This window comes from Apibacter sp. B3546 (assembly GCF_009827885.1).
In the GTDB taxonomy this organism is placed as follows: Bacteria; Bacteroidota; Bacteroidia; order Flavobacteriales; family Weeksellaceae; genus Apibacter.
The window spans coordinates 201,256-226,806 of sequence record NZ_WINW01000037.1 but is presented as its reverse complement, the minus strand read 5'-3'; the positions used below and the strand labels follow the sequence as shown (position 1 = coordinate 226,806).

The 25,551-nt window shown below is 30.0% G+C and carries 21 protein-coding genes; 6 read left to right on the top strand and 15 right to left on the bottom strand.

Annotated features, from left to right (window positions below):
- Nucleotides 1-53: 53 nt before the first annotated feature.
- Nucleotides 54-809, top strand: coding sequence for a Kdo domain containing protein (locus GFU93_RS09595; RefSeq protein ID WP_160569006.1), 756 nt, complete (start codon nucleotides 54-56; stop codon nucleotides 807-809).
- Between the two features lie 7 nt (nucleotides 810-816).
- On the opposite strand, the gene GFU93_RS09590 is transcribed toward GFU93_RS09595, so the two are convergent.
- The 3 genes from GFU93_RS09590 to GFU93_RS09580 form a co-directional block, all read right to left on the bottom strand.
- Nucleotides 817-2,472 (bottom strand): glycosyltransferase family 39 protein, encoded by a 1,656-nt coding sequence (locus GFU93_RS09590; RefSeq protein ID WP_160569004.1) that lies wholly within the window; start codon nucleotides 2,470-2,472, stop codon nucleotides 817-819.
- A gap of 97 nt (nucleotides 2,473-2,569) precedes the next feature.
- Entirely contained in the window at nucleotides 2,570-3,235 is a 666-nt protein-coding gene (locus GFU93_RS09585; RefSeq protein ID WP_160569002.1) for a lipid-A-disaccharide synthase N-terminal domain-containing protein, read from the bottom strand.
- Nucleotides 3,232-3,948 carry a glycosyltransferase gene (locus GFU93_RS09580; protein WP_160569000.1) on the bottom strand — a complete coding sequence of 239 codons (717 nt, stop codon included), beginning with the start codon at nucleotides 3,946-3,948 and terminating at the stop codon, nucleotides 3,232-3,234. The genes GFU93_RS09585 and GFU93_RS09580 overlap by 4 nt, the downstream gene beginning before the upstream one ends.
- Before the next feature lie 155 nt (nucleotides 3,949-4,103).
- Here GFU93_RS09580 and mdh point away from each other — a divergent pair, with 155 nt between their 5' ends.
- Together mdh and murF are read left to right on the top strand one after the other, a co-directional pair.
- Entirely contained in the window at nucleotides 4,104-5,042 is a 939-nt protein-coding gene (mdh, locus tag GFU93_RS09575; RefSeq protein WP_105296699.1) for a malate dehydrogenase, read from the top strand.
- A 323-nt stretch (nucleotides 5,043-5,365) separates the two neighbouring features.
- Nucleotides 5,366-6,643 carry a UDP-N-acetylmuramoyl-tripeptide--D-alanyl-D-alanine ligase gene (murF, locus tag GFU93_RS09570; RefSeq protein ID WP_160568998.1) on the top strand — a complete coding sequence of 426 codons (1,278 nt, stop codon included), beginning with the start codon at nucleotides 5,366-5,368 and terminating at the stop codon, nucleotides 6,641-6,643.
- A gap of 160 nt (nucleotides 6,644-6,803) precedes the next feature.
- Here the strand turns inward: murF and GFU93_RS09565 are convergent, their stop codons facing one another.
- The 5 genes from GFU93_RS09565 to GFU93_RS09545 form a co-directional block, all read right to left on the bottom strand.
- A complete protein-coding gene (locus GFU93_RS09565) occupies nucleotides 6,804-7,328 on the bottom strand; it encodes an OmpH family outer membrane protein (RefSeq protein ID WP_158254198.1) in 525 nt (174 codons plus the stop codon).
- Between the two features lie 16 nt (nucleotides 7,329-7,344).
- Nucleotides 7,345-8,337: an OmpH family outer membrane protein gene (locus GFU93_RS09560; protein ID WP_160568996.1), complete on the bottom strand. Its 993-nt coding sequence runs from the start codon at nucleotides 8,335-8,337 to the stop codon at nucleotides 7,345-7,347.
- 99 nt (nucleotides 8,338-8,436) lie between these two features.
- The gene (gene bamA / locus GFU93_RS09555) at nucleotides 8,437-11,001 is read right to left on the bottom strand and encodes an outer membrane protein assembly factor BamA (RefSeq protein ID WP_160568994.1); all 2,565 of its coding nucleotides are present in this window, start codon (nucleotides 10,999-11,001) and stop codon (nucleotides 8,437-8,439) included.
- 18 nt (nucleotides 11,002-11,019) lie between these two features.
- On the bottom strand, nucleotides 11,020-11,769 hold the full coding sequence (locus GFU93_RS09550; protein WP_160556989.1) for an isoprenyl transferase: 750 nt from the start codon (nucleotides 11,767-11,769) through the stop codon (nucleotides 11,020-11,022).
- A gap of 13 nt (nucleotides 11,770-11,782) precedes the next feature.
- Nucleotides 11,783-12,649: a DUF6089 family protein gene (locus GFU93_RS09545; RefSeq protein ID WP_160568992.1), complete on the bottom strand. Its 867-nt coding sequence runs from the start codon at nucleotides 12,647-12,649 to the stop codon at nucleotides 11,783-11,785.
- A gap of 262 nt (nucleotides 12,650-12,911) precedes the next feature.
- On the opposite strand from GFU93_RS09545, the gene GFU93_RS09540 reads away from it, so the two are divergent.
- Complete coding sequence (locus GFU93_RS09540) at nucleotides 12,912-13,889, top strand: polyprenyl synthetase family protein (RefSeq protein ID WP_105296706.1); 978 nt, start codon at nucleotides 12,912-12,914, stop codon at nucleotides 13,887-13,889.
- Nucleotides 13,890-14,068: 179 nt separating this feature from the next.
- Here the strand turns inward: GFU93_RS09540 and GFU93_RS09535 are convergent, their stop codons facing one another.
- Nucleotides 14,069-16,114 (bottom strand): S9 family peptidase, encoded by a 2,046-nt coding sequence (locus tag GFU93_RS09535; protein ID WP_160568990.1) that lies wholly within the window; start codon nucleotides 16,112-16,114, stop codon nucleotides 14,069-14,071.
- Nucleotides 16,115-16,378: 264 nt separating this feature from the next.
- On the opposite strand from GFU93_RS09535, the gene GFU93_RS09530 reads away from it, so the two are divergent.
- Nucleotides 16,379-16,696 carry a YbjQ family protein gene (locus GFU93_RS09530; protein ID WP_160568988.1) on the top strand — a complete coding sequence of 106 codons (318 nt, stop codon included), beginning with the start codon at nucleotides 16,379-16,381 and terminating at the stop codon, nucleotides 16,694-16,696.
- Nucleotides 16,697-17,246: 550 nt separating this feature from the next.
- Here GFU93_RS09530 and GFU93_RS09525 read toward each other — a convergent pair.
- The 5 genes from GFU93_RS09525 to GFU93_RS09505 all read right to left on the bottom strand — a co-directional run bounded on the left by GFU93_RS09525 (nucleotide 17,247) and on the right by GFU93_RS09505 (nucleotide 21,736).
- The gene (locus GFU93_RS09525) at nucleotides 17,247-18,641 is read right to left on the bottom strand and encodes a DUF6056 family protein (protein WP_160568986.1); all 1,395 of its coding nucleotides are present in this window, start codon (nucleotides 18,639-18,641) and stop codon (nucleotides 17,247-17,249) included.
- Between the two features lie 355 nt (nucleotides 18,642-18,996).
- Complete coding sequence (locus GFU93_RS09520) at nucleotides 18,997-20,241, bottom strand: NADH-quinone oxidoreductase subunit D (protein ID WP_160568984.1); 1,245 nt, start codon at nucleotides 20,239-20,241, stop codon at nucleotides 18,997-18,999.
- A 30-nt stretch (nucleotides 20,242-20,271) separates the two neighbouring features.
- Nucleotides 20,272-20,766 (bottom strand): NADH-quinone oxidoreductase subunit C, encoded by a 495-nt coding sequence (locus GFU93_RS09515; protein WP_105296884.1) that lies wholly within the window; start codon nucleotides 20,764-20,766, stop codon nucleotides 20,272-20,274.
- 17 nt (nucleotides 20,767-20,783) lie between these two features.
- Nucleotides 20,784-21,332 (bottom strand): NADH-quinone oxidoreductase subunit B, encoded by a 549-nt coding sequence (locus GFU93_RS09510; protein WP_055424507.1) that lies wholly within the window; start codon nucleotides 21,330-21,332, stop codon nucleotides 20,784-20,786.
- Nucleotides 21,333-21,370: 38 nt separating this feature from the next.
- Nucleotides 21,371-21,736, bottom strand: coding sequence for an NADH-quinone oxidoreductase subunit A (locus GFU93_RS09505; protein WP_105296712.1), 366 nt, complete (start codon nucleotides 21,734-21,736; stop codon nucleotides 21,371-21,373).
- Nucleotides 21,737-21,979: 243 nt separating this feature from the next.
- Here GFU93_RS09505 and GFU93_RS09500 point away from each other — a divergent pair, with 243 nt between their 5' ends.
- Nucleotides 21,980-24,457, top strand: a complete 2,478-nt coding sequence (locus tag GFU93_RS09500; RefSeq protein ID WP_160568982.1) for a TonB-dependent siderophore receptor — start codon at nucleotides 21,980-21,982, stop codon at nucleotides 24,455-24,457.
- A gap of 324 nt (nucleotides 24,458-24,781) precedes the next feature.
- Here GFU93_RS09500 and GFU93_RS09495 read toward each other — a convergent pair whose 3' ends face one another.
- Complete coding sequence (locus tag GFU93_RS09495; protein ID WP_160568980.1) at nucleotides 24,782-25,546, bottom strand: TIGR03915 family putative DNA repair protein; 765 nt, start codon at nucleotides 25,544-25,546, stop codon at nucleotides 24,782-24,784.
- Between the last annotated feature and the right edge of the window lie 5 nt (nucleotides 25,547-25,551).

Genomic DNA, 25,551 nt, shown 5'->3' with positions numbered 1-25,551 from the left:
CCTTAAATATAAGCTAAATTTGTTATTAAAAATAATTATAATTTTTATATTAAATGCGCAAATACATTCTAAACAAAAAATATCAGGAAAGCAAAGATGAATTATTAAACATTATCAATAATTTTGATAGTTATGATGAAATACTTGGAAACCCGGAAAGAAATGTTATAAAAAAAGTTCCTTTTAAGGGAGATTATATTACGATTAAAAGTTTTAAAAAACCTCACTTAATAAATAAATTTGTATACCGATATTTTAGAAAATCCAAAGCTAGAAGATCTTTTGAACACGGAACAAAACTTTTGGAATTAGATATATTAAATCCTGAACCTTTAGCCTATATTGAAAATTTTGATATCATGGGTTTAACTTCCAGTTATTACATATCAAAATATGTTTCCTATGATTTTACCTTGCGTGAATTATATGATCAACCGGATGGTTTTGAATGTGTGAAAGCCTTTGCTCGGTTTTCCTACTATGTTCATACTAAAGGGGTTTATATTAAAGATAATACACCCGGAAATACTCTTATTATCCGTAAAAATAACGATTACGAAATGTATTTGGTAGATTTAAACAGAATGGAATTTCATGAAGAGTTATCTTTTGATATTAAGATGAAAAGTTTATCAAATAATATTAAGGAGCAACCCTATCTGGACCTATTAATTGAAGAATATTCTAAGGTTTCCGGATATCCTTTACATGAAGTAAAATCTAAAATTGATCATTATCAGAAAGAATTTAATCGTAAAATTGAATCGAAAGCAAAATTTAAACGTTTTTTAAAAAAAATATTTAAATAGCTATCATTTATTCTTGATTTGAATTTGATTTTTTATAAATAATCAGGAAGTCACGAGCTAATCTCTCTTTGTATGATTTGCCGGAAGGAGCCACAGTATTTAAATCAACATACGAAACTTTTTTAACGTTATAAATTGAGCTTAATTCTTTAATTAAATTTTCCGTATCTTTTTGAAAGCAAAGGACTCCGACATAATTTTTATTTTTTAATACCAATTGATCTCTAATTCCTACCTTGTCAATAGATGGAATCTTATCTTCGTAATCCCAAACAATTTCGGGTGACATGTATTTATAATCATACAAGGTCATTTTATTCGCAGTAAATCTATGCAAATCTTTTACAGATTTGTAATTGGGATTATACAAAAAACTTTTGGCTAGAGGGAAAACAAAAATGATAACCACACATTGTAATAGTATAATTGAATTAAATACACGGTGCCAAGATTTTTTAATAAGGAAATACATAATACTAATTCCTACTATAAATAAAACCAGGGATGAGTATAAAGCCCAATCGGATTGTCGCGTAATTTTTTCTTTAAAAAATAAATATATTACCAAAGGATAAACAATTCCTACTAAACCTAATAACCCAAAGTTTATCTTAATCAACACAGAATCTTTTTTATTTTTAATTCCCTTAAGAATGAATTCTATATAGAATCCTGTATTCAAAGCAAGGGGAATTAAGGTGGGCAAAATATACCGTACTTTTTTTTCCGGAATAAAACTGAGTAAAAGCAAGGAAAATAGTGTCCACAGTAAGGTAAATTGATAGGCTTTAAGGTTGGAAACCTTATTTTTCATATAAGGATAAAAGAGAGCTACTAAGGAAGATATCGTCCATACTCCGGATTGAGTAAAAAAGCTCCAATAATAAAAAAAGGATTTGGAGTTATAATCATTAATCCATCGGGCCGTTTCTTTTTTTGCCATTGAATTCAAATGTTCCGGATCCATCCAATGTACATAAGCCGACCAAGAAAGGCCTCCTATAAGACCAATAAGTATATATATACATAGTGGTTTTAAAATCTTTTTATTTTTAAAATTAAATTTGTAAATAAACCCATAAGAAATTAAAAACGGAAGCAGCAAAGCATATAATGAAACAGGACCTTTACTAAGCATAGAAAAAGCAAGAAAAATTCCTCCCGGTATTGAATTTTTTATTGTACCGTTTTTCAAACGTAATAAATTCCATAGATAAAATATGGAAACAATCATAAAGCTGTGACAGTAAATATCCCATTGGTTATCTCTACCTGCAAAATAAACGTAAAAAGAAGTTAATAGAATCAATCCGTTTTGAAAACCGGTTTGCCCCGTAAGCCCTAATTTCAGTGAAAATTTATAGATATAAAATACGAGGAGCATGGTCACAAGAACTACGGATATACGTAAGATTGCCACCGAATGAAATCCGAACAAATACCCAAAAAAAGCAGTCATCCAAGTTGGAAGAGGTGGTTTTTCATACCTTGGTTCTCCGTTTAATGTAGTTAAAAACCAATGTCCGTCTTGCACCATTTCTCTTGCAGTGATAAAGTTTCGTGCCTCCATTATATTAACCGGCATGACTCCTAAGTTTATCCCTAATATAATCAGAGAAGTGCAAAACAATATTGTTATATGCTTAGTGTTATTATTTTTCATGCATATTTTATTTTATTTAAAATGATATTTTTAAATAAAAAATTTTCATTACTATATAATCGAAAAATAGTCAAATATATTTTATTAACTATTTTATTTAACTATCACTTTTCTTCAAAATAATTATGTTTCTTGTATAAACAATAATTCCTATGATATGCCCGGCAAATAAAACAGGGTCTTTTCTGATAATTGAATAAATAAAGATCATCAATGATCCGGTAAGGCTTAAAATCCAAAAGCCCATAGGTAATTCCGATTTCTTAATTTTTTCCGAATAAATCCATTGATAGATAAATCGCATAGTAAACAAAACTTGTCCGAGGCTTCCCCATATAAGTAACCATAAGGGTATATTTTCCCTGCTAAAAAGTTTATGTAAATCAAAAGCACTGTTCCAAAGGCTAAATATAATTGCCACTACAGGAAATAAATATAAAATATATCTAAAAACTACATGATATTTCATCCAGGCATCATGAAGCTGAATATTCCTAATGTAAATGTAATAAGTTATCAACTGCCCTAACATAATTGAAAAATCATGTCTTAAATATCCGTAAACGAATAAAAAGAAGGAAGCAACAAGACTTACCTGCCAAAAGATGAGATCAGAAGTAACCTTTTTATTTTTTTCTGCTGAAATCCATTGAATTATCATTCTACTTGAAAAAAGTATTTGTGCAAGAAAACCTAAACTTAAGGTAAAATACTTTACAAATAGATCATTAGAAAAAAAATTCTCAGCTAAGATATTTTTCATATTTTTCTCTCAGCTACTTTATAATTGATATATTTATTTTTCATCCAAATGTAAGCAAAGCAATCACTTAGAGGCCCAATCAGACGATTCCATAAATGAAATTTGGATTTACCGGCTATTCTTTCGAAATGCTGAACCGGAAGTTGTTTAATTTTCCCGTTTTGAAGTAATATCATTGCCGGTAGAAAACGATGCAATCCTTTAAACATCGGAATTTTTTTCGCATATTCAGTTTGAATAATTTTTAATGGACACCCCGTATCATCCATCCCGTCATGAGTAAAAGCACGTCGGATTCCATTCGCAATTTTCGATGAAAGATTCTTAACTTTACTGTCTTTCCTGTTGGATCGAACTCCTGTAACCAATTGGTATTGATCCGCATAATCTAAAAGAATGTTGAAATCCATGGGAGATGTTTGAAGATCTGCATCAATATATCCGACCCATTGTGTATCGGCATAATCAAATCCGGCCTTTATTGCGGCACTTAACCCATAATTTTTATCGAATGATATATAAAAGAATTCTTGATTTTCGTTGCAAATTTTTTGAATTACCGAAAGACTTGAATCTTTAGAACCGTCATTAACAAAAAGTACTTTTGACTTTTTCTTAGCAGCATGTAGAAATGCCAACATTTCTTCTTTAACTCGTTCAAGATTATCTTCTTCATTAAAAACCGGTATGATTACCGTTAATTCATATTCCATGTATGTGGGATGTAAAATAATTATCAAATTTATTAAAAAAATAGTGAATTTAAAATTGGAGAGTTATGTTTTAAAAGATGATAAACGACATTTTATTATAATTAAACTTATTATACCTTTGAGAAGATTATTAACAATAAATTAAGTATAAAAATATGAAAGTAACTGTAGTAGGCGCCGGAGCTGTAGGGGCTACTTGTGCTGATAACATTGCAAGAAAAGAAATAGTTGACGAACTAGTAATCGTTGATATAAAAGAAGGTTTTGCCGAAGGTAAAGCTTTAGATTTAACACAAACCACATCACTTTTAGGATTTGACACTACTATTACGGGAAGTACTAACGATTATTCTAAAACTGCCGGATCTCACGTTGCCGTGATTACTTCAGGTATTCCCAGAAAACCGGGAATGAGTCGTGAAGATCTTATTGGTACTAATGCTGGAATTGTTAAAGATGTTGCAACTAACATATTAAAATATTCTCCGGAAGCTATATTGGTAATTATTTCGAATCCTATGGATACTATGACCTATTTAGCTCTTAAATCTTTAGGATTACCTAAATCTAGAGTTATTGGTATGGGAGGAGCATTGGATTCATCTCGATTCAAAACCTACTTATCTTTAGCTAGTGGAGCTTCTCAAAACGATATTCAAGCTACTGTTATAGGAGGACACGGAGATACAACGATGATTCCTTTAACTCGTTTTGCTTCTTGTCAAGGGGTACCTTTTTCAAAAATATTATCTGCAGATAAATTAGAAAAGGTTGCTTCTGATACAATGGTTGGTGGTGCTACATTAACTAAACTATTAGGAACTTCAGCATGGTATGCTCCCGGAGCTGCCGGAGCTGCAGTCGTTGAATCCATTATTAGAGACGAGAAAAAAGTAATTCCTTGTTCCGTTTACCTAGACGGTGAATATGGTGAAACCGATATTTGTATTGGAGTACCTGTAGTTTTAGGTAAAAACGGTATTGAAAAAATTGTTGAATTGGAACTCAATGATACTGAAAAAGCTAAATTTAAAGCTTCAGCTGATGCGGTAAGGAATATGAATAATGTTTTATACGAAATGAAGGTTCTATAAAGTTGTAAAAACTAAATAAATTTAAAACAGCTTATTAGTAAGCTGTTTTTTTTTCATATAAATTTAACATCTATATTATAATCAGTTTCTCTACTACAAATCAGAAGAAATAATTTCAATCTAATTAACCGTTCGTTAACTTCATAAATTTATTTATTTGAAATTTTTGATTTTTTTTAAATAAAACATATATCAAAAACGACTTTTGTTTGTTCTGACTATATTTATATGATTGAATTATTAAAGATTGATTATTGATCTATGTAGCTAACAATTATTTATTTTTGTATAGTAAATTTCAAAGTAAACCAGGAAGATTATATATGACAATTATTGAATTATATTCCATTTTTTTGCAATCTTCAGGAATTGCAACGGACACCAGAAAAATTGAAAAAGGCAATTTATTTTTTGCTTTAAAAGGAAATAATTTTGATGGAAATAGATTTGCTGAACAAGCAATACAGAATGGTGCTTTAGCTGCCGTTGTAGATGATATTGATGTATCAAATCCTGAAAAAGGCATTTTCTATTTTGAAAATTCTTTAGTTGCTTTACAAAATTTAGCAAGATATCACAGAAATCAAATAAACATACCTGTTATTGGTTTAACCGGAAGTAATGGTAAAACTACTTCTAAAGAACTAATAGCTTCCGTTTTAAATGAAAAATTTAAGGTTTTATACACACAGGGTAATCTAAATAACCATATTGGAGTACCGCTTACCATCTTATCTATAAATCCCGAGCATGAAATTGCTATTATTGAAATGGGGGCCAATCATCGTAAAGAAATTGAATTATTAAGCGGTATTTCACAGCCAACAATTGGCTATATAACAAATTTTGGTAAAGCTCATTTAGAAGGTTTTGGAGGTAAAGAAGGAGTAATTAAAGGAAAATCAGAACTTTATGCTTTCTTGAGAGAGTATAAAAAAACAGCTCTGATAAATACCGACGATCCTTTACAAGTTTCCTTGAGTCAAGGAATAGAAAAAATAACTTTCGGTTCTCATGGCTCATATACATTCTCTTTATTAGAAAATAACCATCGGGTTAGCATTCAATATAAAGACCTTGTAATTAATTCTCAACTTACCGGTCAATACAATTTTACAAATATTTGCGCCGCTTTTTCCTTAGGGCTTTATTTTGGTATAGATATAAATACGATTAAAAAAGGAATAGAAAATTATTCCCCTCAAAATCAACGTTCACAAGTTGTAGAAAAGGAAAATGTAGTTTTAGTATTAGACACCTATAATGCTAATCCGAGCAGCATGGAAGTATCCTTAGAAAATTTCTCTCATTTCAAAGGAACTAAATCTATAATTATTGGAGATATGTATGAATTGGGCAGCGAATCGGTTTTAGAACATCAAAAGATTGTAAATCTTGCAGAAAAGTTAAATTTTGATTTTATTTATTTAGTTGGTGAAAATTTTTATTCTACCAAGACAACGACTACCAGAGTTCAAAAATTTCATACAACTAATGATATGAGAGAATATCTTAAAAACCATACCCTTCCAACGCAAAATATTTTATTGAAAGGTTCTCGCGCCATGGCTTTAGAAAGGCTCATCGATTTTTTACCTTAAAATTCTTTAGGAGTAATTTCTAGGGTAAATTATTATCATATAAAGTGTTTATTACATCATAAATTTTTTACCATTTATTTAAAGTTTTAATCAAATTTTTTGTTTTTATACATAAAAAAAGAGGCTAATAAGCCTCTTTTATCTTGTTCTATCTTAATTCTTATTTTATTCCTAATTTAGCTTTAACATCATTTAGAATATTTGGTCCTTCAGCATATAAAAGAGATGGTTGAGAAGTATCAAAAACATAAAGGTAACCTTTAGCTTTAGCAACACTATCAATCGCATCTTGTGCTTTTTTCATGATAGGCTCATATAAATCTGCTTGTTTTTTATCTAAAGCTTTTGCTGCTTCTTCTCGTAAAGCTACTAGACTTTGTTGATCTTTTTGGAAATCTTCTTCGTATTTTTGAAGTTGATCTTTCATCTTTTCAAGATCAGCTTGTGATTTTCCTTGCAAATCTTTTTGAATTTTTTCATACTTAGCAGAAAAACTGTCTTCTTGTTTTTTAATTTCTGCCTTTTTTTGGTCTGCTAATGTTTTTAATTGATCATCAGCTGCTTTTTTTTCAGGCATCAGGCTTAATAATTCCATTGAATTAACATGAGCTATATTTTGAGCTTTAACTAATTGAAAAGCTCCAACAAATGCAGTTAAGAGGAATACTAATGTGATTTTCTTCATTTTTATTCTAATTTTATTATTTACTTGTTTTATCATTAGTTTGATTATTATTTTGAGTTTTTTTCTTAGGTATATATTTACTACCATATCCTGATTTTGGTTGCGATTTAATGGTAGTTTTAGACTCTTTATTATTTACTGTTTTACTTTCTTTATTCTTAGGAGCCGGTGCAGTTATTTCATGTACATCTTCCTCCTTAGGATAATCTTTACTTTTTACGTTATTTATATTTTTTTCCTCTGAAACTTCATCTACTTTTTCAGAAGAAACTTCATTTACTTCCTCTTTTTGAATTTGTTCCTTTTTAGTTTGTTTGTTTTTAGGAACATACTTTCTTCCCCATCCTGATTTTTGTTGCTTTTTAGTAGACTCTTTATCTTTTTTATCTATTGCAGTTTCATCAGAATTCTTAGCATTTTTAATTTTAACTTCTTTGTCATCAACTTCATCTGAATTGGATATCATAGAAGATGATTTACCATTTTTATCCTCTTTCTTTTTGGTTGCAATTCCTAATTGTTTCAACACTTTATCTGTGATGTCATATTTGGAATCTGTATAAACCATAATTAAATCTGACGATTTGTCTAAGATTAAATTATATTTATCTTTTATAGCTATGGCATTTATTGCATTCCAAATTTGATCTTGTATAGGTTTAACCAAATTAATTCTTAGATTGACTGATTCTCCTTTTGATCCGAATTTTTTTTCAATAAATTCATGAAGCGCCTTATCTGTGCTATCAATTGACATCAACCTTGACTTTTGCTGATCCTCTGTTAATAAAACCTTTTCATTCTCATACTCAATACGAAGTTTTTCTAACATGGATTGTCTGTTAACAATTTCTTCCTGCCATTTTTTAACTTCATGGTCAAGTCTTTGTTCTGATTGTTGATATTGCGGTAATTGTTTTAAAATATACTGCGTATCTACGTAAGCCATTTTTTGAGCAATGCCAAAACTAAAAAGCAAGAGCAGAGCATATGTCAATGTTTTCTTCATGGTAACTATATATAAGGCTTTTCTAAAATCATACCAAGTTTTTATAAACTTTATTTTGCTATAAATATATTATTATAATTCAATATAAGCAAAAATCATCTAAAATTGTTGACCAAATATGAAATGGGTTTCCCATCCATTGGCACTGTTTGAATTAATGGTTGAATCAAATCCTTTAGCAAAATCAAAACCTAACATTCCGAATTGTGGCATAAAAATTCTAATACCAAAACCGGCAGATCTTTTTAGCTCAAACGGATTAAATGATTTATTATTGCTCCAAGTATTTCCTCCTTCCGCAAATGTTAACGCGTAAATTTTCGTAGCTCCTCCTAATAATACCGGATAACGCAATTCCAACATAAACCTTGAATATGAAGTACCCCCTCCTAATGGGGTAATGTCTTCACCGGAAACTCCTCCGAAGGATGTAGCATCTCTATACCCACGTAAAGGGATAATTTCTCTACCATCAAATCTATTTCCATATAGCCCGGTTCCTCCTAAATAGAATCTTTCAAAAGGAGGAATTCCTACTTTAGAATTATAATTACTTAAAAATCCGAATTCTCCTCCTGCTTTTAAAACAAATTTACCTACTAATTCCTGATACCAATAGGCTTTCATCTTTATTTTATAATATTCCAGCCATTTGTATTTTTCCTTATCGGTTTTTTTGCTGTAATCTTCATTGTTAAATGCGGAATATGGGGGAGTAAATTTCACTGAAAGCTCAAATTCAGAACCCATTGTAGGGAATATAGGATCAAATCCTGCTGAATATCTACCTAAACTTGCATAAAAACTGAAATTGTTACTTTCTCCATTATCCCATGTTGTATATCCTAAGGCATTTTCATCTGCTATATTAAACGGATAATTTCTAAAAGAGTATAATTGATAATTGATACCATAGGAAAGCCTGAAATAATTATCCGGCCAATTTAAACGAGTGGTTAATCCCACTTGACCTCCATATATATTTAGTTTGTTTCTTCCTTCTGCATAATAGTTATTGTAATTCAATATCGTGCTGTAAAGAGAAACAGTCATGGAAGTAGGCCTTTTACCTGTAATCCATGGTTCTGTGAATGAAATGCTGTAATTCTGATAATTACTTCCTGCTTGGGCTCTTAAAGATATACTTTGTCCATCACCGGAAGGAATAGGTTTCCAAGCTTTTTTCTTGAAAAAATCATTAAATGAGAAATTTCCAAAAGTTAAACCTAAAGTTCCAATAAAACGATTTCCTCCATAACCTCCTTGTAATTCTATTTGACTGTTTGTTCCCTTTTCTTCTAATTTATAATTAACGTCTACCGTACGAGTTTCAACATTCGGTGTAATATCAGGGCGCAAAGTCTGTGCTTCAAAGTATCCCATTTGGGCTAATTCCATAATGGTTCTTTGTATATCTTCTTTTGAGAAAAGATCTCCGGGTCTTGTACTCAATGATCGTTGGATCACGTGATCATGGGTTTTGGTATTTCCTGAGAAAGTAACTTTGTCCCAATAAGCTTGTTCTCCTTCTCTTATTTTAATTTCAATATCTATCGTATCATTTCTAACTGCTTTTTCAATGGGAACTACATTGGCAAAAACATAACCGTTATTATAATATAGTGTTGAAATATCATCGTTTTTTTCTGATCCTGATACTTTTTTATTGAAACCTACTGCATCATAGGGTTCTCCTTTTTTATATCCGATAACTTTTGAAAGTGTCTCACTAGAATATGCAGAATTTCCTGAGAAAGTTACATTTCCCAGATAATATCTTTTTCCTTCTGATACATGAACATCTATATCAAAATTCTTTTTATTAGCTCTGAGTACAGTATCTGAAGTTATTCTCGCATCTCTAAAACCGTACGATTGAAAAGTTTCAACAACTCTATTTAAATCTTCCAGGTATTTTTCAGGAACATATTTTGATTTCTTCCAAAAGCGATAAAATCTTTTTTGTTTAGTATTTTTGAAAGCTCGTGATCTGACGGTTGAAGCTTTTAATACTTTAGTTCCTTCTATTTTAATTGTTTTAACTTTAACTCTAGGACCTTTATCTATAGTTACATTCCAATTGACTAAGTTAGGATCTGTTGGATTGGTCGATTCTTTTATTATTGCTTTGGCATCCGGAAATCCTTTATCTGTATATTCATTTCTTATTGAGTTTTGAAGTTTAGAACGCAGATCATCGGTAATTTTAGCCTTTGTTTTAAGACCATTGTCTTTTATTAACTTTTCGCCTTTAGATTTACTGATTCCATGAAATTTTACAGTACCTAAATCCGGAAGTGCTACCAAATTTATACGAAGGTACACCTCATTGTTGATTACTTTAGTTAAAAAAATTTCTACGTTAGCGAAAAGCTTAGAATCCCAAAGTTTTTTGACTGCCGTGTTAATTTGCATTCCCGGTATTTCCACAAAATCTCCTTCATACAACCCCGTATACCTCATGATTTGATTCTTAGAATATTTATCGGTTCCGGTAATTTTGATTTCTTTAATACGTAAAGCAGAATCGTCTTTTTTAATAGGGTCTATATCTTTTTGAACATCAGCCTTTGGTTCTTGTGGTGATATTTGAACACTGTCTGCAACCTGACCAAATATAAATATGTTTACTGAGAATAAAACGGCCGCTAATAATTTCTTCATGTACACTTTTTACTTCTTTTACTTTACTTTTAATTGTTCACTTATTTTCCCGAATCTTCTTTCTCTGCTCTGATAAAAATCTAATGCTTTTAAAAATTCTTCTTTATTAAAATCAGGCCATAATGTATCTGTAAAATATAATTCTGCATATGCTATTTGCCAAAGTAAAAAATTACTTATTCTTTGCTCTCCACTCGTTCTAATGAGAAGATCTACATCCGGTAGATCGTTTGTATATAAATATTGATTAAAGGTATCTTCATTTAATTGTTCCAAAGATATTTCGTTATTTGAATAATCCAGAGCAATTTTTTTGGCAGCATCGAGAATTTCATTTTTAGCCCCATAACTTAATGCCAATGTCAATGTGCCCCTTTGATTATTGCATGTATCTTTGGTAAGCAGGATTAATTCCTCTCGGACGTTAGTTGGAAATTTATCAATATTGCCGATAACTTTAACTCTAATACCTTTTTCTTTTAATTTTTTTGTTTCTTTTTTTATAGTGTTAATCAATAGACTCATCAAAGAATTCACTTCTAAAATAGGTCTATTCCAATTTTCTGTTGAAAAAGCATATAAGGTAAGATAGGGAATATTTGCATCATCACAAAATTCAATCGCCTCTCGAACTGCTTTAATAGCATTTTGATGGCCAAGACTACGAATCATACCTCTTTTTTTAGCCCATCTTCCATTACCATCCATAATAATGGCAACGTGTTTAGGCATTTTATTTTCTTCTATAAATATATCTTTTTTAGACATTAATAATTATAATTTAATAACAATAACATGGAGGTCTTCCAAATGTGTAAGTAAGATTTATCCCCCATATTAAATACCAATCGTTACTTTTATATGTATTACCTGTTTGATGTTTTCCTATGATTTTAGCATTTCTTCTATTTATCTCATCCTTAAGCTTAGGGTCTACAGTACTTATATTGTTTAATTGAGGATCTATGTTTATAGTTATATTTTTGTTTTTTATAGAACTATAATCAAGATTATCCTGGAATGTATATCTTGCTCCTATTTCAAGAGATAATAACCAATCGTATTTAATTTTAAATTTATATCCCACGCCAAAAGGAATATTAAAATCGAATTTCATAGATTTCTTATAATTTTCTTCTGTTACAAAATCCTGAAAATTTAAAGGATTCCTGTAAGAACCATTATAATCTTTAGCTCTCGTATGATTGATTGTATATTTCCTGTCATAAAAACCATACCCGCCTACTCCGGCAAATATATATGGAGAAGAACCTGAATATTTTATATCATTGATATCAAAGAAATAATATTCAAATAAAACTGAAGTTTCAAAAATGGTATTACTTCCTGATATTTTTCTTTTAAATCTATAATCTTCACTTGCTTTCTCATCGTCAAAATAGACTCTGTTATAAATTAAATTTAAACGTAAACTTTGTCTATTATCTAAATTATACCTATAAAGTACTCCTAATGAAATTGGAATTCTATACCTATCCATAGGGAATATTTCAATATAATCGGTTTTACCTATATCACCAATTATATTGGCTCTTCCAATAGATATTCCTACTTCATTACGTTGGGCTTTTATATGCATTAAACAACAAGTACAAATCAGAATAACCAGTAAGAAAACTTTTTTCATTTTAATTTAATATTATTTCACGTAATTGCATAATTGCTTTAAACGTGAAATAAAGTCATTTTGTTGCATTATCCTCTGCAATATTATATATCTTCTCAAGCAACAAAGATAATAATTCTTTTTATGTTTATACTCTTTATTTTGTTATTAACTTATTTTTAGTATATAACCTTTATTTTAATTATCTTTTTACCTCTTCTTTATAAAATAAAATGGAAATTTCAAATTAAAATATGTAAAATTTGATTATTTTTGAAACCTAATGTCCAAAGTTACTGAACAAATTAAAATTCCAATAGCAGATGAAATGAAGCTTTTCGAAAAAAGGTTCTATGAATCCATGAAAAGTAAAGTTCCATTATTGGATAGAATCACCCAGTTTATAGTTAGAAGAAAAGGTAAGCAAATGCGTCCCATGTTTGTTTTTTTAACAGCTAAGCTTACCGGTACTGTAACGGATAAAACGTATCGGGCGGCTTCATTGATTGAACTTATCCATACAGCCACACTTGTTCATGACGATGTAGTAGATGAAAGCTACATGAGACGAGGTTTTTTTTCAATAAATGCTTTATGGAAAAATAAAATTGCTGTTTTAGTGGGCGATTATCTCCTATCAAAAAGTGTATTATTAGCTACTGATAATCAAGATTTTGATTTATTATCTATTATTTCCAGAACTATACGAGAAATGTCTGAGGGAGAACTACTGCAATTGGAAAAAAGTAGAAAACTTGATATTACGGAAGAGGTCTATTTTGAAATTATACGCCAAAAAACAGCTGTTTTAATATCTGCCTGTTGTGAATCGGGAGCACGTTCTACCTATGCTTCGGATGAAAATGCTGAAAAACTTCGCCTTTTTGGAGAATATACCGGAATTGCATTTCAAATAAAAGATGATTTGTTTGATTATACAAGTACTAATTTAATCGGGAAACCGGTCGGTATTGATATTCAAGAAAGGAAAATGACACTTCCATTAATTTATGTGCTTAACAACGCAAGTAAAGAAAATAAAAAATGGTTGATAAATTCCATTAAAAATCACAATAAAGATAAAAAAAGAGTTGCTGAAATAATCAAATTTGTAAAGGAAAACGGGGGGATTAATTATACGATTGATAAGATGAATGAGTATAAGCAAAAAGCGCTCGATATTTTAGTTAATTTTCCAAAAAATGAAAATAGAGATTCATTGGAATTGATGCTTAAATACGTTATTGAAAGAAAACACTAAATTACCTCGACTTATTTCTTCAATTTGCAATTATTTTCATATTAGTAAAATCCAAAAAATTCTTGATTTCTTTACTTTACCTCTCGCTAACATAAAAATATGTATACAATTATATTTGAATGAGATTAGGAAATTTAAAAAATAATTAAATCATTTTTCAAATTTCCTAAAGTCATTTACTAGTTTAATTTATTTTCTAAAAATAAATAAAAGGCATATTCCAAGGCTATTTCTTTTAAGGATTCAAAACGTCCGCTAGATCCTCCATGCCCTGCATCCATATTAGTTTGAAGTAATAAAAGGTTAGAATCTGTTTTCATATCCCTAAGTTTAGCCACCCACTTGGCCGGTTCCCAGTATTGTACTTGAGAATCATGTAAGCCGGTTGTTACCAACATATTGGGATATTCTTTATTTTCAACATTATCATAAGGTGAATAGGATTTCATATAATTATAATATTCTAGTTGATTCGGATTTCCCCATTCATCGTATTCTCCTGTCGTTAAAGGAATACTGTCATCTAACATAGTTGTAACTACATCTACAAACGGTACATCTGCCACTACACCATGAAATAGTTTGGGGGCATAGTTAATAACAGCTCCAATTAATAATCCACCGGCACTACCTCCATTGGCATATAAATGATTTGACGATGTATATTCTTTTTTGATTAAATATTCAGCACAGTCTATAAAATCAAAAAATGTATTTTTCTTTTTTAACATTTTTCCATTTTCATACCACGGCCTTCCTAAGTCTTCTCCTCCTCTCACGTGAGCAATTACATAAATAAAGCCCCGATCTAACAAGGACAATCGTATGGAGCTAAATGTTGCATCCATAGAATATCCATAGGATCCATAAGCATACAATAACAAAGGGGTATTTTTAGATGGCTGAGTGTCTTTCTTCATCACTAATGACAAAGGGATTTGTTCTTCATCACGTGATTGAACCCAAATTCTTTTAGTAACATAGTTATCTTTATTAAAATTACCCAAAACTTCTTGCTCTTTTAAAACCTTTTTTTCTTTGGTGCGCATATTAAAATCAATATCGCTCCATGGGGTGGTCATTGAAGTATAACGATATCTGATAATATCTGTATCGAAATCTCTGTTTACAGAAGTTCCTACTGTATAAACTTCTTCTTCGAAAGGTATCTCATAATTAATTGAATTATCCCAACTCTTAATTTTTATATGAGTTAACCCTCCTTCTCGTTCTTCGGTTACTAAATAATTTTTAAATAGTTCAAAACCCTCCAATAAAATTTCCTTATTATGTGGTATTACTTCAATCCAATTTTCAATTGAAGTATCCGTTATAGGGGTCTTCATTAATTTAAAATTAGTTGCCCCGTCTTTGTTCGTAAGAATATAAAAAAATCCTTCATAATGGTCAAAAGAATATTCCAATCCCCTGATCCTTTCTTGAAATATTTTCCATTCAGCTTCGGGATGATCGGCAGGAATAAATCTATACTCATCTGTTAAGGTACTTCCGGAGGCTATTACAATATATTTTAAGGATTTAGTTTTGGTTACATAGACATTAAATGTTTCGTCATGTTCTTCAAAGACCAAAAGGTCTTCCTTTTGAGAAGTTCCTAAAATATGTTTATATATTTTAGATGAACGTAAAGTTTTAGAATCTTGTACGGAATAAAAAATGGTTCGGTTATCATTGGCCCATACTACATTTCCTGTGGTATCTTTTAATTCATCGGAAAGTATTTCGCCGGTTACCAAATTTTTTATTTGAATGGTATATATTCTTCGACTCACTGTATCAACTGAATAACAAGCCATGGTATTATCCGGACTAACGCTAACACTTCCGATTTGGTAAAATTTATGTCCTTTGGCCATCGCATTGACATCAAACATAATTTCTTCTTTGGCTTCTAAAGAGTCTTTTTTTCTTATATAGAGAGGATATTCTCCTCCTTTTATGTATTTGGTTGTATACCAATATTGATTGAATTTATAGGGAACGGACTCATCATCTTCTTTTATCCTGGACTTCATTTCCTCAAATAATTTTTTTTGCAATAAGTCGGTAGACCTCATCTGCTCTTTTGTATAAGCATTTTCTTCATCCAAATATTGTATTACTTCAGGGTTTTCTCTATCGTTAAGCCAATAATAATTATCAATTCGAATATCGTTATGAGTAATTAATTTTTTAGGAATTTTTTTTGCTACCGGTGCCTTCATAGATATTTTAATTATATAAAGATCAAAAATAAGAGTAATACTATAGAAAATCAATTATATTATTCATTTTATTTAAAAACATATTTAATTAAAACAGATCTATTGTATTCGTAAGTAATTGTTATTAATTTAAAAATTAATTTATCTCATTAGGCTAAAAATTTACCTTAAACTTAATACGTATAAATTGGTAATTTGTGCAATTATATTTTGACATTATAAGAATAACCATATATTTACATTTATTTTTAAATTTAATAATCAATGATTTTAACTACAACTAACTCTATTGAAGGATTTACAATCAAAGAGTACAAAGGTATTGTTTCCGGAGAAACCATAATTGGTGCTAATTTTATTAAGGATTTTAAAGCCAATCTTACCGATTTTTTCGGTGGCCGATCTAACGCTTATGAAAAAGTATTAGTTGAAGCTAAACAAACCGCATTAAAAGAATTGGAAGAAAAAGCAATTCTTTTGGGAGCTAACGCTGTAATTGGTATTCATATTGATTATGAAGCCTTAGGAGCTAAAGGCAGTATGTTAATGGTTTCGATCTGTGGCACTGCAGTTATAATTTAAAACCCTGTTATTTATTAGATTTATTTTAATATTTATCTTTTATGGATCCTTTTATAGCAATTCCCAAATGGAAATAGATTATAAAATGTTACCATATTATTTAAAATAAAAAATTTACACAGAGCTTAGACTTTAAAATCTGTTTCGGGATTTTCAGGAAAAAATTTTAATGAATGGGTAAAATATGAAATGAAACATTAGAGTTCAACTATTTTACTCATTTATTTTTATTTATAAAAAAGCCTGTATCATCTACAAGTACCTACGCAGGATGTTTTAACTTAAATAAAAAAGTGGAATTCTAACTAATGAATCTTTCTCTGAGCCATCCGAAATAACTTTCCCGAAAAATAAAACAGCTAAATTTTAAAAAAATGTATAAATTCTCTATATAACCCGATACAAGACAGCTTTTATTTATATAAATTAGATTCTGAGCATATGATTATTTATAAGTTTGTACCTCTTGATAAAAATAATGAATTATATCGAACGCTGTTTATAAATTACATGAAAATTCATTTTTGATTATCCACTATTTTAAGAATTTTCATTTTCTAAGTATTATTGCACTTTTACCAAAGAAATTTGCCATATTTTTGTTATAAAAATGGTCATTAGTTTCCTTTAAATCACTTCTAAAAATAGTTTCTGGTTTAATCTTAATAGGCTTAACATAGATTGTATCTTCTTTAGAATTGCGTATAACTTCATACCTTTCCTCCATTTCTTTTTTATATTTTATCATATCACCACTTACTATGTCTTTATAAGAATGATATAGATTATTTGTTAAATCATAAATTTTCTTATCTTGAATAGCAAATACATAACTAAAAATAGTTACAAATAAGATTACTACTAAAAAATAGGGTGAAATTTTAATAGTATCGAAATAGGGCATTATAACTATTTTGTGTGCTATAATCATGGAGAAGATTAACATCTCGAAGAAAATCACATTTACCGTTCGCAAAGGCGGAAAAAAACCTACGGACCATAAACTTGGAAAAGAACCTAAAAATAAAACAGCTAGTAAAAGAAATATAAAAAATGCTATGGAATGTTTTAAATATGGAAAATTTCTTTTTTTTAGCCATTCCCTTATATTAAATAATACTAAAAGTTGAATTATAAAAACTAATATAAAATACCTTACTATGATCGTTATAGACTTTTTTATAGTTTTTAAAATACATTGAGACAGAGACAAATGATGAGCAATTGTTGATGAAGACCTAAGTTGATTTCCGGGAGATGCAAAAATGAGCAATGTTAATGCCCCCGCAAATATAAACAATGACAAATATAATACATCTATTTTCTTATTATTAAAATATGAATAGACGAACAATAGGAAAATAAAAACATCTATATAGATCATGGATATTTCATTGCATCCAATAATTAAAAATACTAATACAAAAACAATGATCTTATAAAAATAACTATCGCATTTTTTTGCCTTTATTATGCTTCCTATAAAAAATAAAGAAAGAATATTACCTAAATTATAGGTAGCTGAACCCGCCAACCAGTAAAAAGCCGAGGTTATATCCGGTAACATAAAAAAATAGGTAAAGCAAAATGTAGCCATCAAAACGACTGTCATTTTTTTATTCCCTGAAATCTGATAAAACATAAAATTTGATCCCAAGACAAATAAAAATATCATTAAGAATGAAAGTACGTGATATCCACCAAACCATCCAAAATATATTGGATTAGTAATTAATATTCCGGTTGCTGTATACCTACTACCCCAATACATATATTCATAAACTTGTACATCTAAAAAAGATCTCGATAAAAGTTTAATGGCATATACATAATCATCAAGTATGGGTTCTGAATAAAAACTTAAAAGTAATAAGGGAAATAAAGTTGCTAAAAATAATATTATTATACTCCAATTAAAAAATTTGTAGGGAAAGGTTGATTTCATAAAATATGCTTACACGCTATATACCCCGCAAAATTATTAAATTTAAACTAAAAATAAATAATTTTGTCCCATATTGAAATATATATAATAATTATATGATATTTATATTATAATATACAATTAATGTAAACCACATTATTATTAACACATAAAAAACAACAATTATTATCTATTAAGCCATAATTCAATAAAAATTATAATATATAATGTTATTATTTTTTATTAACAAAGTATCTTAGAGCAATAATAAAGAATATAATTATAAAACATTAAATTATAATGTCAACTATTTCAAAATGAAAAAACTCTCAATAATGAGAGTTTTATATTAATTTAATTTTGTGTTGAGTAACTTTTACGCATCAAGTTCACCCGCAATCACGTTTAAACTTCCTAACGTAATAATAGCATCAGACAGCATTTGGTCTTTGATCAATTCCGGATAGGCTTGGTAGTAAATAAAGCAAGGTCTTCTAAAATGTAATCTATAAGGACTTCTTCCTCCGTCACTAACCATATAAAATCCTAATTCACCATTTCCTCCTTCAACTGAATGAAAAACTTCACCGGTAGGAATATCTGTTTCTCCCATGATAATTTTAAAATGATAGATAAGAGCTTCCATACTGGTATAAACATCCGGCTTATCCGGTAGATAATATTCGGGAACCTCTACATGATAATTTCCTTCAGGTAAATTTTCATAAGCATTTTTAACCAATTTGAAACTTTCCCTCATTTCTTGCAAACGAACCATGAAACGATCGTAAGCATCTCCTGAAGTCCCAATAGGAATAATAAAATCAAAGTCATCATAAGAAGAATAAGGGCTCATGACTCTCACATCATAGTCTACCCCTGCTGCACGTAAGTTTGGACCGGTAAATCCATAATTCAAAGCTCTTTCAGCTGAAATACCTCCTACCCCGATCGTACGATCCATAAAGATTCGGTTTCTTTCCAATAATTTAGCGAATTCTTCCAATCTTTTTGGAAATTCTGCAATAAATTCTTTAATTAATTGATGGAATTTTGGACTAAAATCACGCTCAAACCCTCCAATTCTTCCAATATTAGTAGTCATTCGAGCTCCGCAAACCTGTTCATATAGGTCATATATCTTTTCTCTATCCTGAAATACATAAGTAAATCCGGTTAAAGCACCTGTATCAACTCCCATTACTGAATCGCAAACCAAATGGTCCGCAATTCTTGCCAACTCCATAATAATGATACGCATATAATCAATCTTTTTGGATACTTTCACGCCCAAAAATTTTTCCATGGTCATATGCCATCCCATATTATTTATAGGAGAAGAGCAATAATTAAGTCTATCGGTTAAGGTGGTTATTTGTGAATATGTTCTTCTTTCAGAGATTTTTTCAAATGCACGGTGAATATATCCAACGGTTGATTTTGCTGAAACAATCCTTTCCCCATCCATTAATATCTTATTTTCAAAAATACCATGAGTTGATGGGTGTGTTGGTCCTAAATTTATTTTTTGTAATTCTCCATCGACTTGTTCCTTCACAATGTATTTGTCCACTGAATTGGATAAATCGACCAAATCACTTATATTTTTTTGTTTAGACATTTTTTATTTCTAACTTTTTTAGTTTACTAATTATCTACCGAACATGGCATCATTCTTATCTGTACGGGTAGTATCTTCCAGCGTATATTGTTTTAAAAGCGGATGATAGTCCATATCATCCCTGTTTAAAATCCTTGTTAAATTAGGATGTCCTTTAAATACTATTCCGTAAAAATCAAAAGTTTCTCTTTCCTGCCAGTTAGCTGCAGAATAAATTGAGGTAACCGAATCAATTTCAGGATTCTCAATAGAAAAGAATGCTTTAATTCGTATTCTAAAGTTGTTTATGAAACTATGTAGATGGTAAATAACTCCTAATTCCGATCCTTTATTATTGGGATAATGTATTCCGCACACATCAGTTAAAAAATCAATTTTTATCTCATGATTTTTAATAAATGTTAGTAAGGAAAGTACAATATCTTTTTTTATTTCAATGGTTAAAATTCCATCCGGCTCGTATGCCCTTATAATACCATCACCAAACTCATCTGATATGAGTTGCAATACCAATTGATTATCTATAATTTTTCCTTCCATGATTACGATATTTCATAGGATTTTAACAACTCTTTATATTCAGCAGATTCTCTTCTTCGTAAGCTTTCATTTCTAGCTATTTCTTGTATCTGCATAAAACCTTCTATAATTTGTTCGGGTCTTGGAGGACAACCGGGCACGTATACATCTACAGGTATGACTTTATCTATTCCTTGCAATACAGAATAGGTATCAAAAATTCCACCGCTGGAAGCACAAGCTCCAACAGCCATTACCCATTTAGGTTCTGCCATTTGAGTATATACTCGTTTTAAAACCGGAGCTAATTTTTTGGATATCGTTCCGCATACCATTAAAAGGTCTGCCTGTCTTGGCGAAAAACACATATTTTCTGCTCCAAAACGCGATAAATCATAATTGGCAGCTTGTATAGCCATAAACTCAATTCCACAACAAGAGGTAGCAAACGGTAACGGCCATAAAGAATATGACCTTGCCAATCCTATAATTTTATCAAAACTTCCGGCAAAATATCCGGGCCCACTTACTCCTTCAGGAGCATCAACAATCTTAACTTTTTTTTCTGCCATGTCTTTTTTAAAAAATATTTAAAATAGATATTTTATTCCTATTTTTCCCAATCTAACGCCCCTTTTTTAACTACATATACGAATCCTAAAAGAAAAACCGAGATAAAGGTTAATACTGCTAAAAAGCCTTCTACTCCAAAATCTCTGATGTTCAACGCATAAGGATAAAAGAAAATAATCTCAATATCAAATAGTACAAATAATATTGCTGTTAAAAAATATTTAACTGAAAAAGGCGAACGGGCATCACCTTCATAAGCAATCCCGCATTCAAAGGTATCATCCTTAACTTTACCGTGTACTCTCGAACCTAACATTGCTGAACCGACCAGTGCTATCACACTGAAACCCAAAGCAACTGCAACCTGTATAAGTACCGGAACATAATCTATAGGTAAACTCATCCTTTCTAATTTATTATACTTTTTAATTTAGATTGCAAAGTTAATATATTTTTTAGAGTTGATCTCTATTTAAACCTGTAAACATCACCTAATTAGTCCTTATTTTATTCATATTAAAAAATCGTTCAAAAACACATATCTTATTATATTTCAACTGTTTATAAAAAAAGATAATATAAAACACCTTTTTTATTTGTAATTGGTCTAAATTAAAATTATATTTGCCCAAAAATAAAAATTATTATGAAAAAAACATACATAGCTTTTGTTCTTTTATGTTTAGGGCAGCTTCTAATAGCGCAATATACATCAGGGATCAAAGGATATTTATTTGATGTAGAAGACAAACCGATAAAAAAAGCAACTTTCTACATTGACGGTGAAAAAATTTCTGAGATCGACAATCAAACCGGTTTTTTTGAAATATCGGGATTAAGTGATGGATTTCATAAATTGACCATTTCTTCTCCTAAATTCAATGATTATAACGAATCCTTTATTCTCAATCCTGATGAGGTAAAAGAAATTAATATAACATTATACGGTAAAGGAGATATTGATGATGTTACTATATACGGAACTAAACAAATACATGGTTTAGACATGATTACTCGTTTGCCGGTTGCTCCGAGAGAATTACCACAAAATATATCCGTAATTTCCAGTGAAATTATTAACGAACAGGGTGCACTTACTATAACCGATGCAGTTAGAAATGTTCCGGGGGTTAATTTATTCGGTACTTATGGGGGGTCTTCGGAAAGTATGTCTATCAGGGGATATCGTGGAACTCCTGTATTGAAAAACGGAGTTCAGGTTGATTCCGATTTTCGTTCTGCTTCTCTTTTGACTGATATGCAAGGGGTATCAAGCATCCAAGTTTTACGTGGATCAGCTGCTATAACTCAAGGTATTGGTAACGGATTAGGAAGTCCGGGAGGTGTAATAAATGTAGTTACCAAGACTCCATTATTTTTAACCGGTGGAAATGTTGCTATTGAAACCGGTAGCTGGGGTTTATTTCGACCAACTTTTGATTATCAAACCATTTTGGACAAAAAAGGTACTGCTGCATTCCGTTTAAATGGTGCATATCAAAGAGCGGACAGCTATAAACCAAGAGTTTACAATAATAGAGTTTATATAAATCCTTCTTTTGAATGGAGACCGGATGATAGAACGACTGTTACTTTAGAAATGGATTATATTAATAACAATATAACTCCAGACAGAGGTACTGTAAATTCAACTGATGCCGATAAAAATAATTTATTAGATACTACCCATAAATTTTATGGTTGGACAACGGATAATCAAAATACTAGGACTACTACCTATAGCGCCAAAATTGTACGAAAATTAAATGAAGTATTAAGTTTACGTGCCTTATATGCGGCCTCTATAAATAACGAAGAAACCTATGGATTAGGTTCTTTAGCTAGTCCTTATACTTTTACTGATAAATCTACAGGTCGAAAAGTTTCGGATTTTTCAAGACGTACAAGAACTCTAACTTGGTCTGAAAGTGAAGATAAAAACAAAGTGATTCAGATTGATTTAATTGGAAAAAATTTATATACCGGTAAAGTTAAACATACTTTTCAAACAGGATTTGATTACAAGATCAATAATACAAATTCTACCACTCACGGAAAATACAGAAAAGATAAAGACGGTAAAGTTATTTTAGATCCAAAAACCGGTTTGCCTCTTATTGACAGATCCATTGAAGTAGATGTTATTAATATATTTGACAAAATACCTAACGTATTACCTAAGGGAATCAATAAATCATCTTTTGATGCCATAGCTTCTACCAGCTCCAGCGAATCCGAAGTTTATGGTATTATGATTCAAGATGCTGTTGAAATTAATGAATATATAAGAGCCAATGTTGGATTGCGTTATAGTCAAGATGCTAAAAAACCCAATATAGGAGCTGCTAATGAAGCATGGGATCCTTTTGTAGGAATTATGGTTAGTCCTGTAAAAAATATAAGTCTTTTTGGTAATTATGCTACTACAACCAATTTGCGTTCAGCAAGTAATCCTACTAAAGATGGAGGAACTATTGGATCTTCAGTTACTAACCAATTTGAAGTTGGAGTGAAATCTGATTGGTTTAATAAAAAATTGGATTTCAATGTAACCTATTATTTTATTAAAAATAATGATATTTCATATCAGATATACGAAAATGGAGTGGGGACAGGCTTTTACTCTAAAGCAGGTGATTTACGAAGAAACGGTGTTGAAATTGAGGCAAACGGGCATATTTTGGAAAATTTACAAGTAATTTTAGGATATTCTTATTCGGATGTCCAATATAAAAACAGCGTTGCTTATGTAAATGGTTCCAGACCTATGAATGCTCCTTATTCTACCGCTAACGGATGGGTACAATATTTATTTAACCGAGGAACATTAAAAAACCTTGTTTTGGGTGTAGGTGTTTATTATGTGGGAGATCGCCCTATTAATGACTACAGTTCAAACTTAAGAGCAGATGGACATGGTTCAACACCGGGTATTAAACCTTTCAACATGCCGGATTATACAACTGTTAATGCTCAATTGGGATACACGTATAAAAAAGTTGGTTTGAAATTTTTCTTTAATAATATATTCGACAAAATTGGTTATACTTCATATTATAGAGGAGGTTATATTAATCAAATTGATCCTAGAAATTTTAAACTTCAACTTTCATATAATTTCTAATTTTTTCATAAAATAATTTTTAATTACACTATAAAAACTACCTGTAAAACAGGTAGTTTTTTGTTTAAAAAAATTTTTATTTCTTGATAATTCAATATGATATAAATAGGATTGATAATTTTTGAAAATTAACTTATGACTTATACAACTTTTGCCAGGTTTAAAATTCTGTATGTATTGCCTATTTTTTCATCTGTATATTAAAAACATGTTTTCATTTTCTGAAACAAAATTGAATATATGAGTTATTCTTAAAATAGAATGCTTTCTCTTTTTCAATTCATATACGACCTAAGAAATTAGAGTTCAAATACCTTTTTATATTTATTGCATTTCTGTGAGATATTTCCAATACCTTTTAGGCATATGTTGTTTTTGTAGTTTCAAATTAATTCTCTCTTTTATAGATAAAGCTTGAAAGTATTTTTTCCACGATTCTTGAAATAAAATTTCTTTTGAATCTAATAATTTTTCGTTGGGTTGTTCAGAATTAAAATATTCATTATCGCTTTCCAAAGTCATTTCAATCACTACTTTTCCATCATAATAAAATCCATAATTGCGGTTTAAATCATAAATAATCCAACACTGTGAAGCAAATCGATCTTTAAAATGAGGAATCGCCAATGGTAAACTATTATAAATTGGATATACGGGAGCAAAATAAATTCCGTCTTTTGACTTTTTAAATCTTACAAATTGTTTCCAATTATAACCTTCTTTATATACTTTTTTAGCCAAATTATGAATGTTTATAATGACTTCATCCCCAAAATCAGTATGTCCTGTAAATTTTGTATCAATGGCTTTTTTAATAAATTTATATAATAGCCAATCTCTATCTTCTTGTTCTGATAACCATACAGCTTGCATTATATTAAGAGATTCTTTAGACATCTTTTTCTCTAAATATGCCCAAGTTTTACTAACAATTTCTTCTCGTGTTTGTATTTCAAGTAATTGATCAACGAACAACGGGGGTATTTCTCCCGATTGAATTAATAGTTCAGGAAAAAGTTTTCTTTCGTATGCTTCATAAATTACACATAAAAGCCCATCCAACGATTTATCGTAAGAGAATACAATCATAATTT

Bases quoted from the DNA above. Each gene is read 5' to 3' on its own strand.
- GFU93_RS09595 (WP_160569006.1), top strand. From the start codon at position 54: ATGCGCAAATACATTCTAAACAAAAAATATCAGGAAAGCAAAGATGAA.
- GFU93_RS09590 (WP_160569004.1), bottom strand. From the start codon at position 2,472: ATGAAAAATAATAACACTAAGCATATAACAATATTGTTTTGCACTTCT.
- GFU93_RS09585 (WP_160569002.1), bottom strand. From the start codon at position 3,235: ATGAAAAATATCTTAGCTGAGAATTTTTTTTCTAATGATCTATTTGTA.
- GFU93_RS09580 (WP_160569000.1), bottom strand. From the start codon at position 3,948: ATGGAATATGAATTAACGGTAATCATACCGGTTTTTAATGAAGAAGAT.
- mdh (WP_105296699.1), top strand. From the start codon at position 4,104: ATGAAAGTAACTGTAGTAGGCGCCGGAGCTGTAGGGGCTACTTGTGCT.
- murF (WP_160568998.1), top strand. From the start codon at position 5,366: ATGACAATTATTGAATTATATTCCATTTTTTTGCAATCTTCAGGAATT.
- GFU93_RS09565 (WP_158254198.1), bottom strand. From the start codon at position 7,328: ATGAAGAAAATCACATTAGTATTCCTCTTAACTGCATTTGTTGGAGCT.
- GFU93_RS09560 (WP_160568996.1), bottom strand. From the start codon at position 8,337: ATGAAGAAAACATTGACATATGCTCTGCTCTTGCTTTTTAGTTTTGGC.
- bamA (WP_160568994.1), bottom strand. From the start codon at position 11,001: ATGAAGAAATTATTAGCGGCCGTTTTATTCTCAGTAAACATATTTATA.
- GFU93_RS09550 (WP_160556989.1), bottom strand. From the start codon at position 11,769: ATGTCTAAAAAAGATATATTTATAGAAGAAAATAAAATGCCTAAACAC.
- GFU93_RS09545 (WP_160568992.1), bottom strand. From the start codon at position 12,649: ATGAAAAAAGTTTTCTTACTGGTTATTCTGATTTGTACTTGTTGTTTA.
- GFU93_RS09540 (WP_105296706.1), top strand. From the start codon at position 12,912: ATGTCCAAAGTTACTGAACAAATTAAAATTCCAATAGCAGATGAAATG.
- GFU93_RS09535 (WP_160568990.1), bottom strand. From the start codon at position 16,114: ATGAAGGCACCGGTAGCAAAAAAAATTCCTAAAAAATTAATTACTCAT.
- GFU93_RS09530 (WP_160568988.1), top strand. From the start codon at position 16,379: ATGATTTTAACTACAACTAACTCTATTGAAGGATTTACAATCAAAGAG.
- GFU93_RS09525 (WP_160568986.1), bottom strand. From the start codon at position 18,641: ATGAAATCAACCTTTCCCTACAAATTTTTTAATTGGAGTATAATAATA.
- GFU93_RS09520 (WP_160568984.1), bottom strand. From the start codon at position 20,241: ATGTCTAAACAAAAAAATATAAGTGATTTGGTCGATTTATCCAATTCA.
- GFU93_RS09510 (WP_055424507.1), bottom strand. From the start codon at position 21,332: ATGGCAGAAAAAAAAGTTAAGATTGTTGATGCTCCTGAAGGAGTAAGT.
- GFU93_RS09505 (WP_105296712.1), bottom strand. From the start codon at position 21,736: ATGAGTTTACCTATAGATTATGTTCCGGTACTTATACAGGTTGCAGTT.
- GFU93_RS09500 (WP_160568982.1), top strand. From the start codon at position 21,980: ATGAAAAAAACATACATAGCTTTTGTTCTTTTATGTTTAGGGCAGCTT.
- GFU93_RS09495 (WP_160568980.1), bottom strand. From the start codon at position 25,546: ATGATTGTATTCTCTTACGATAAATCGTTGGATGGGCTTTTATGTGTA.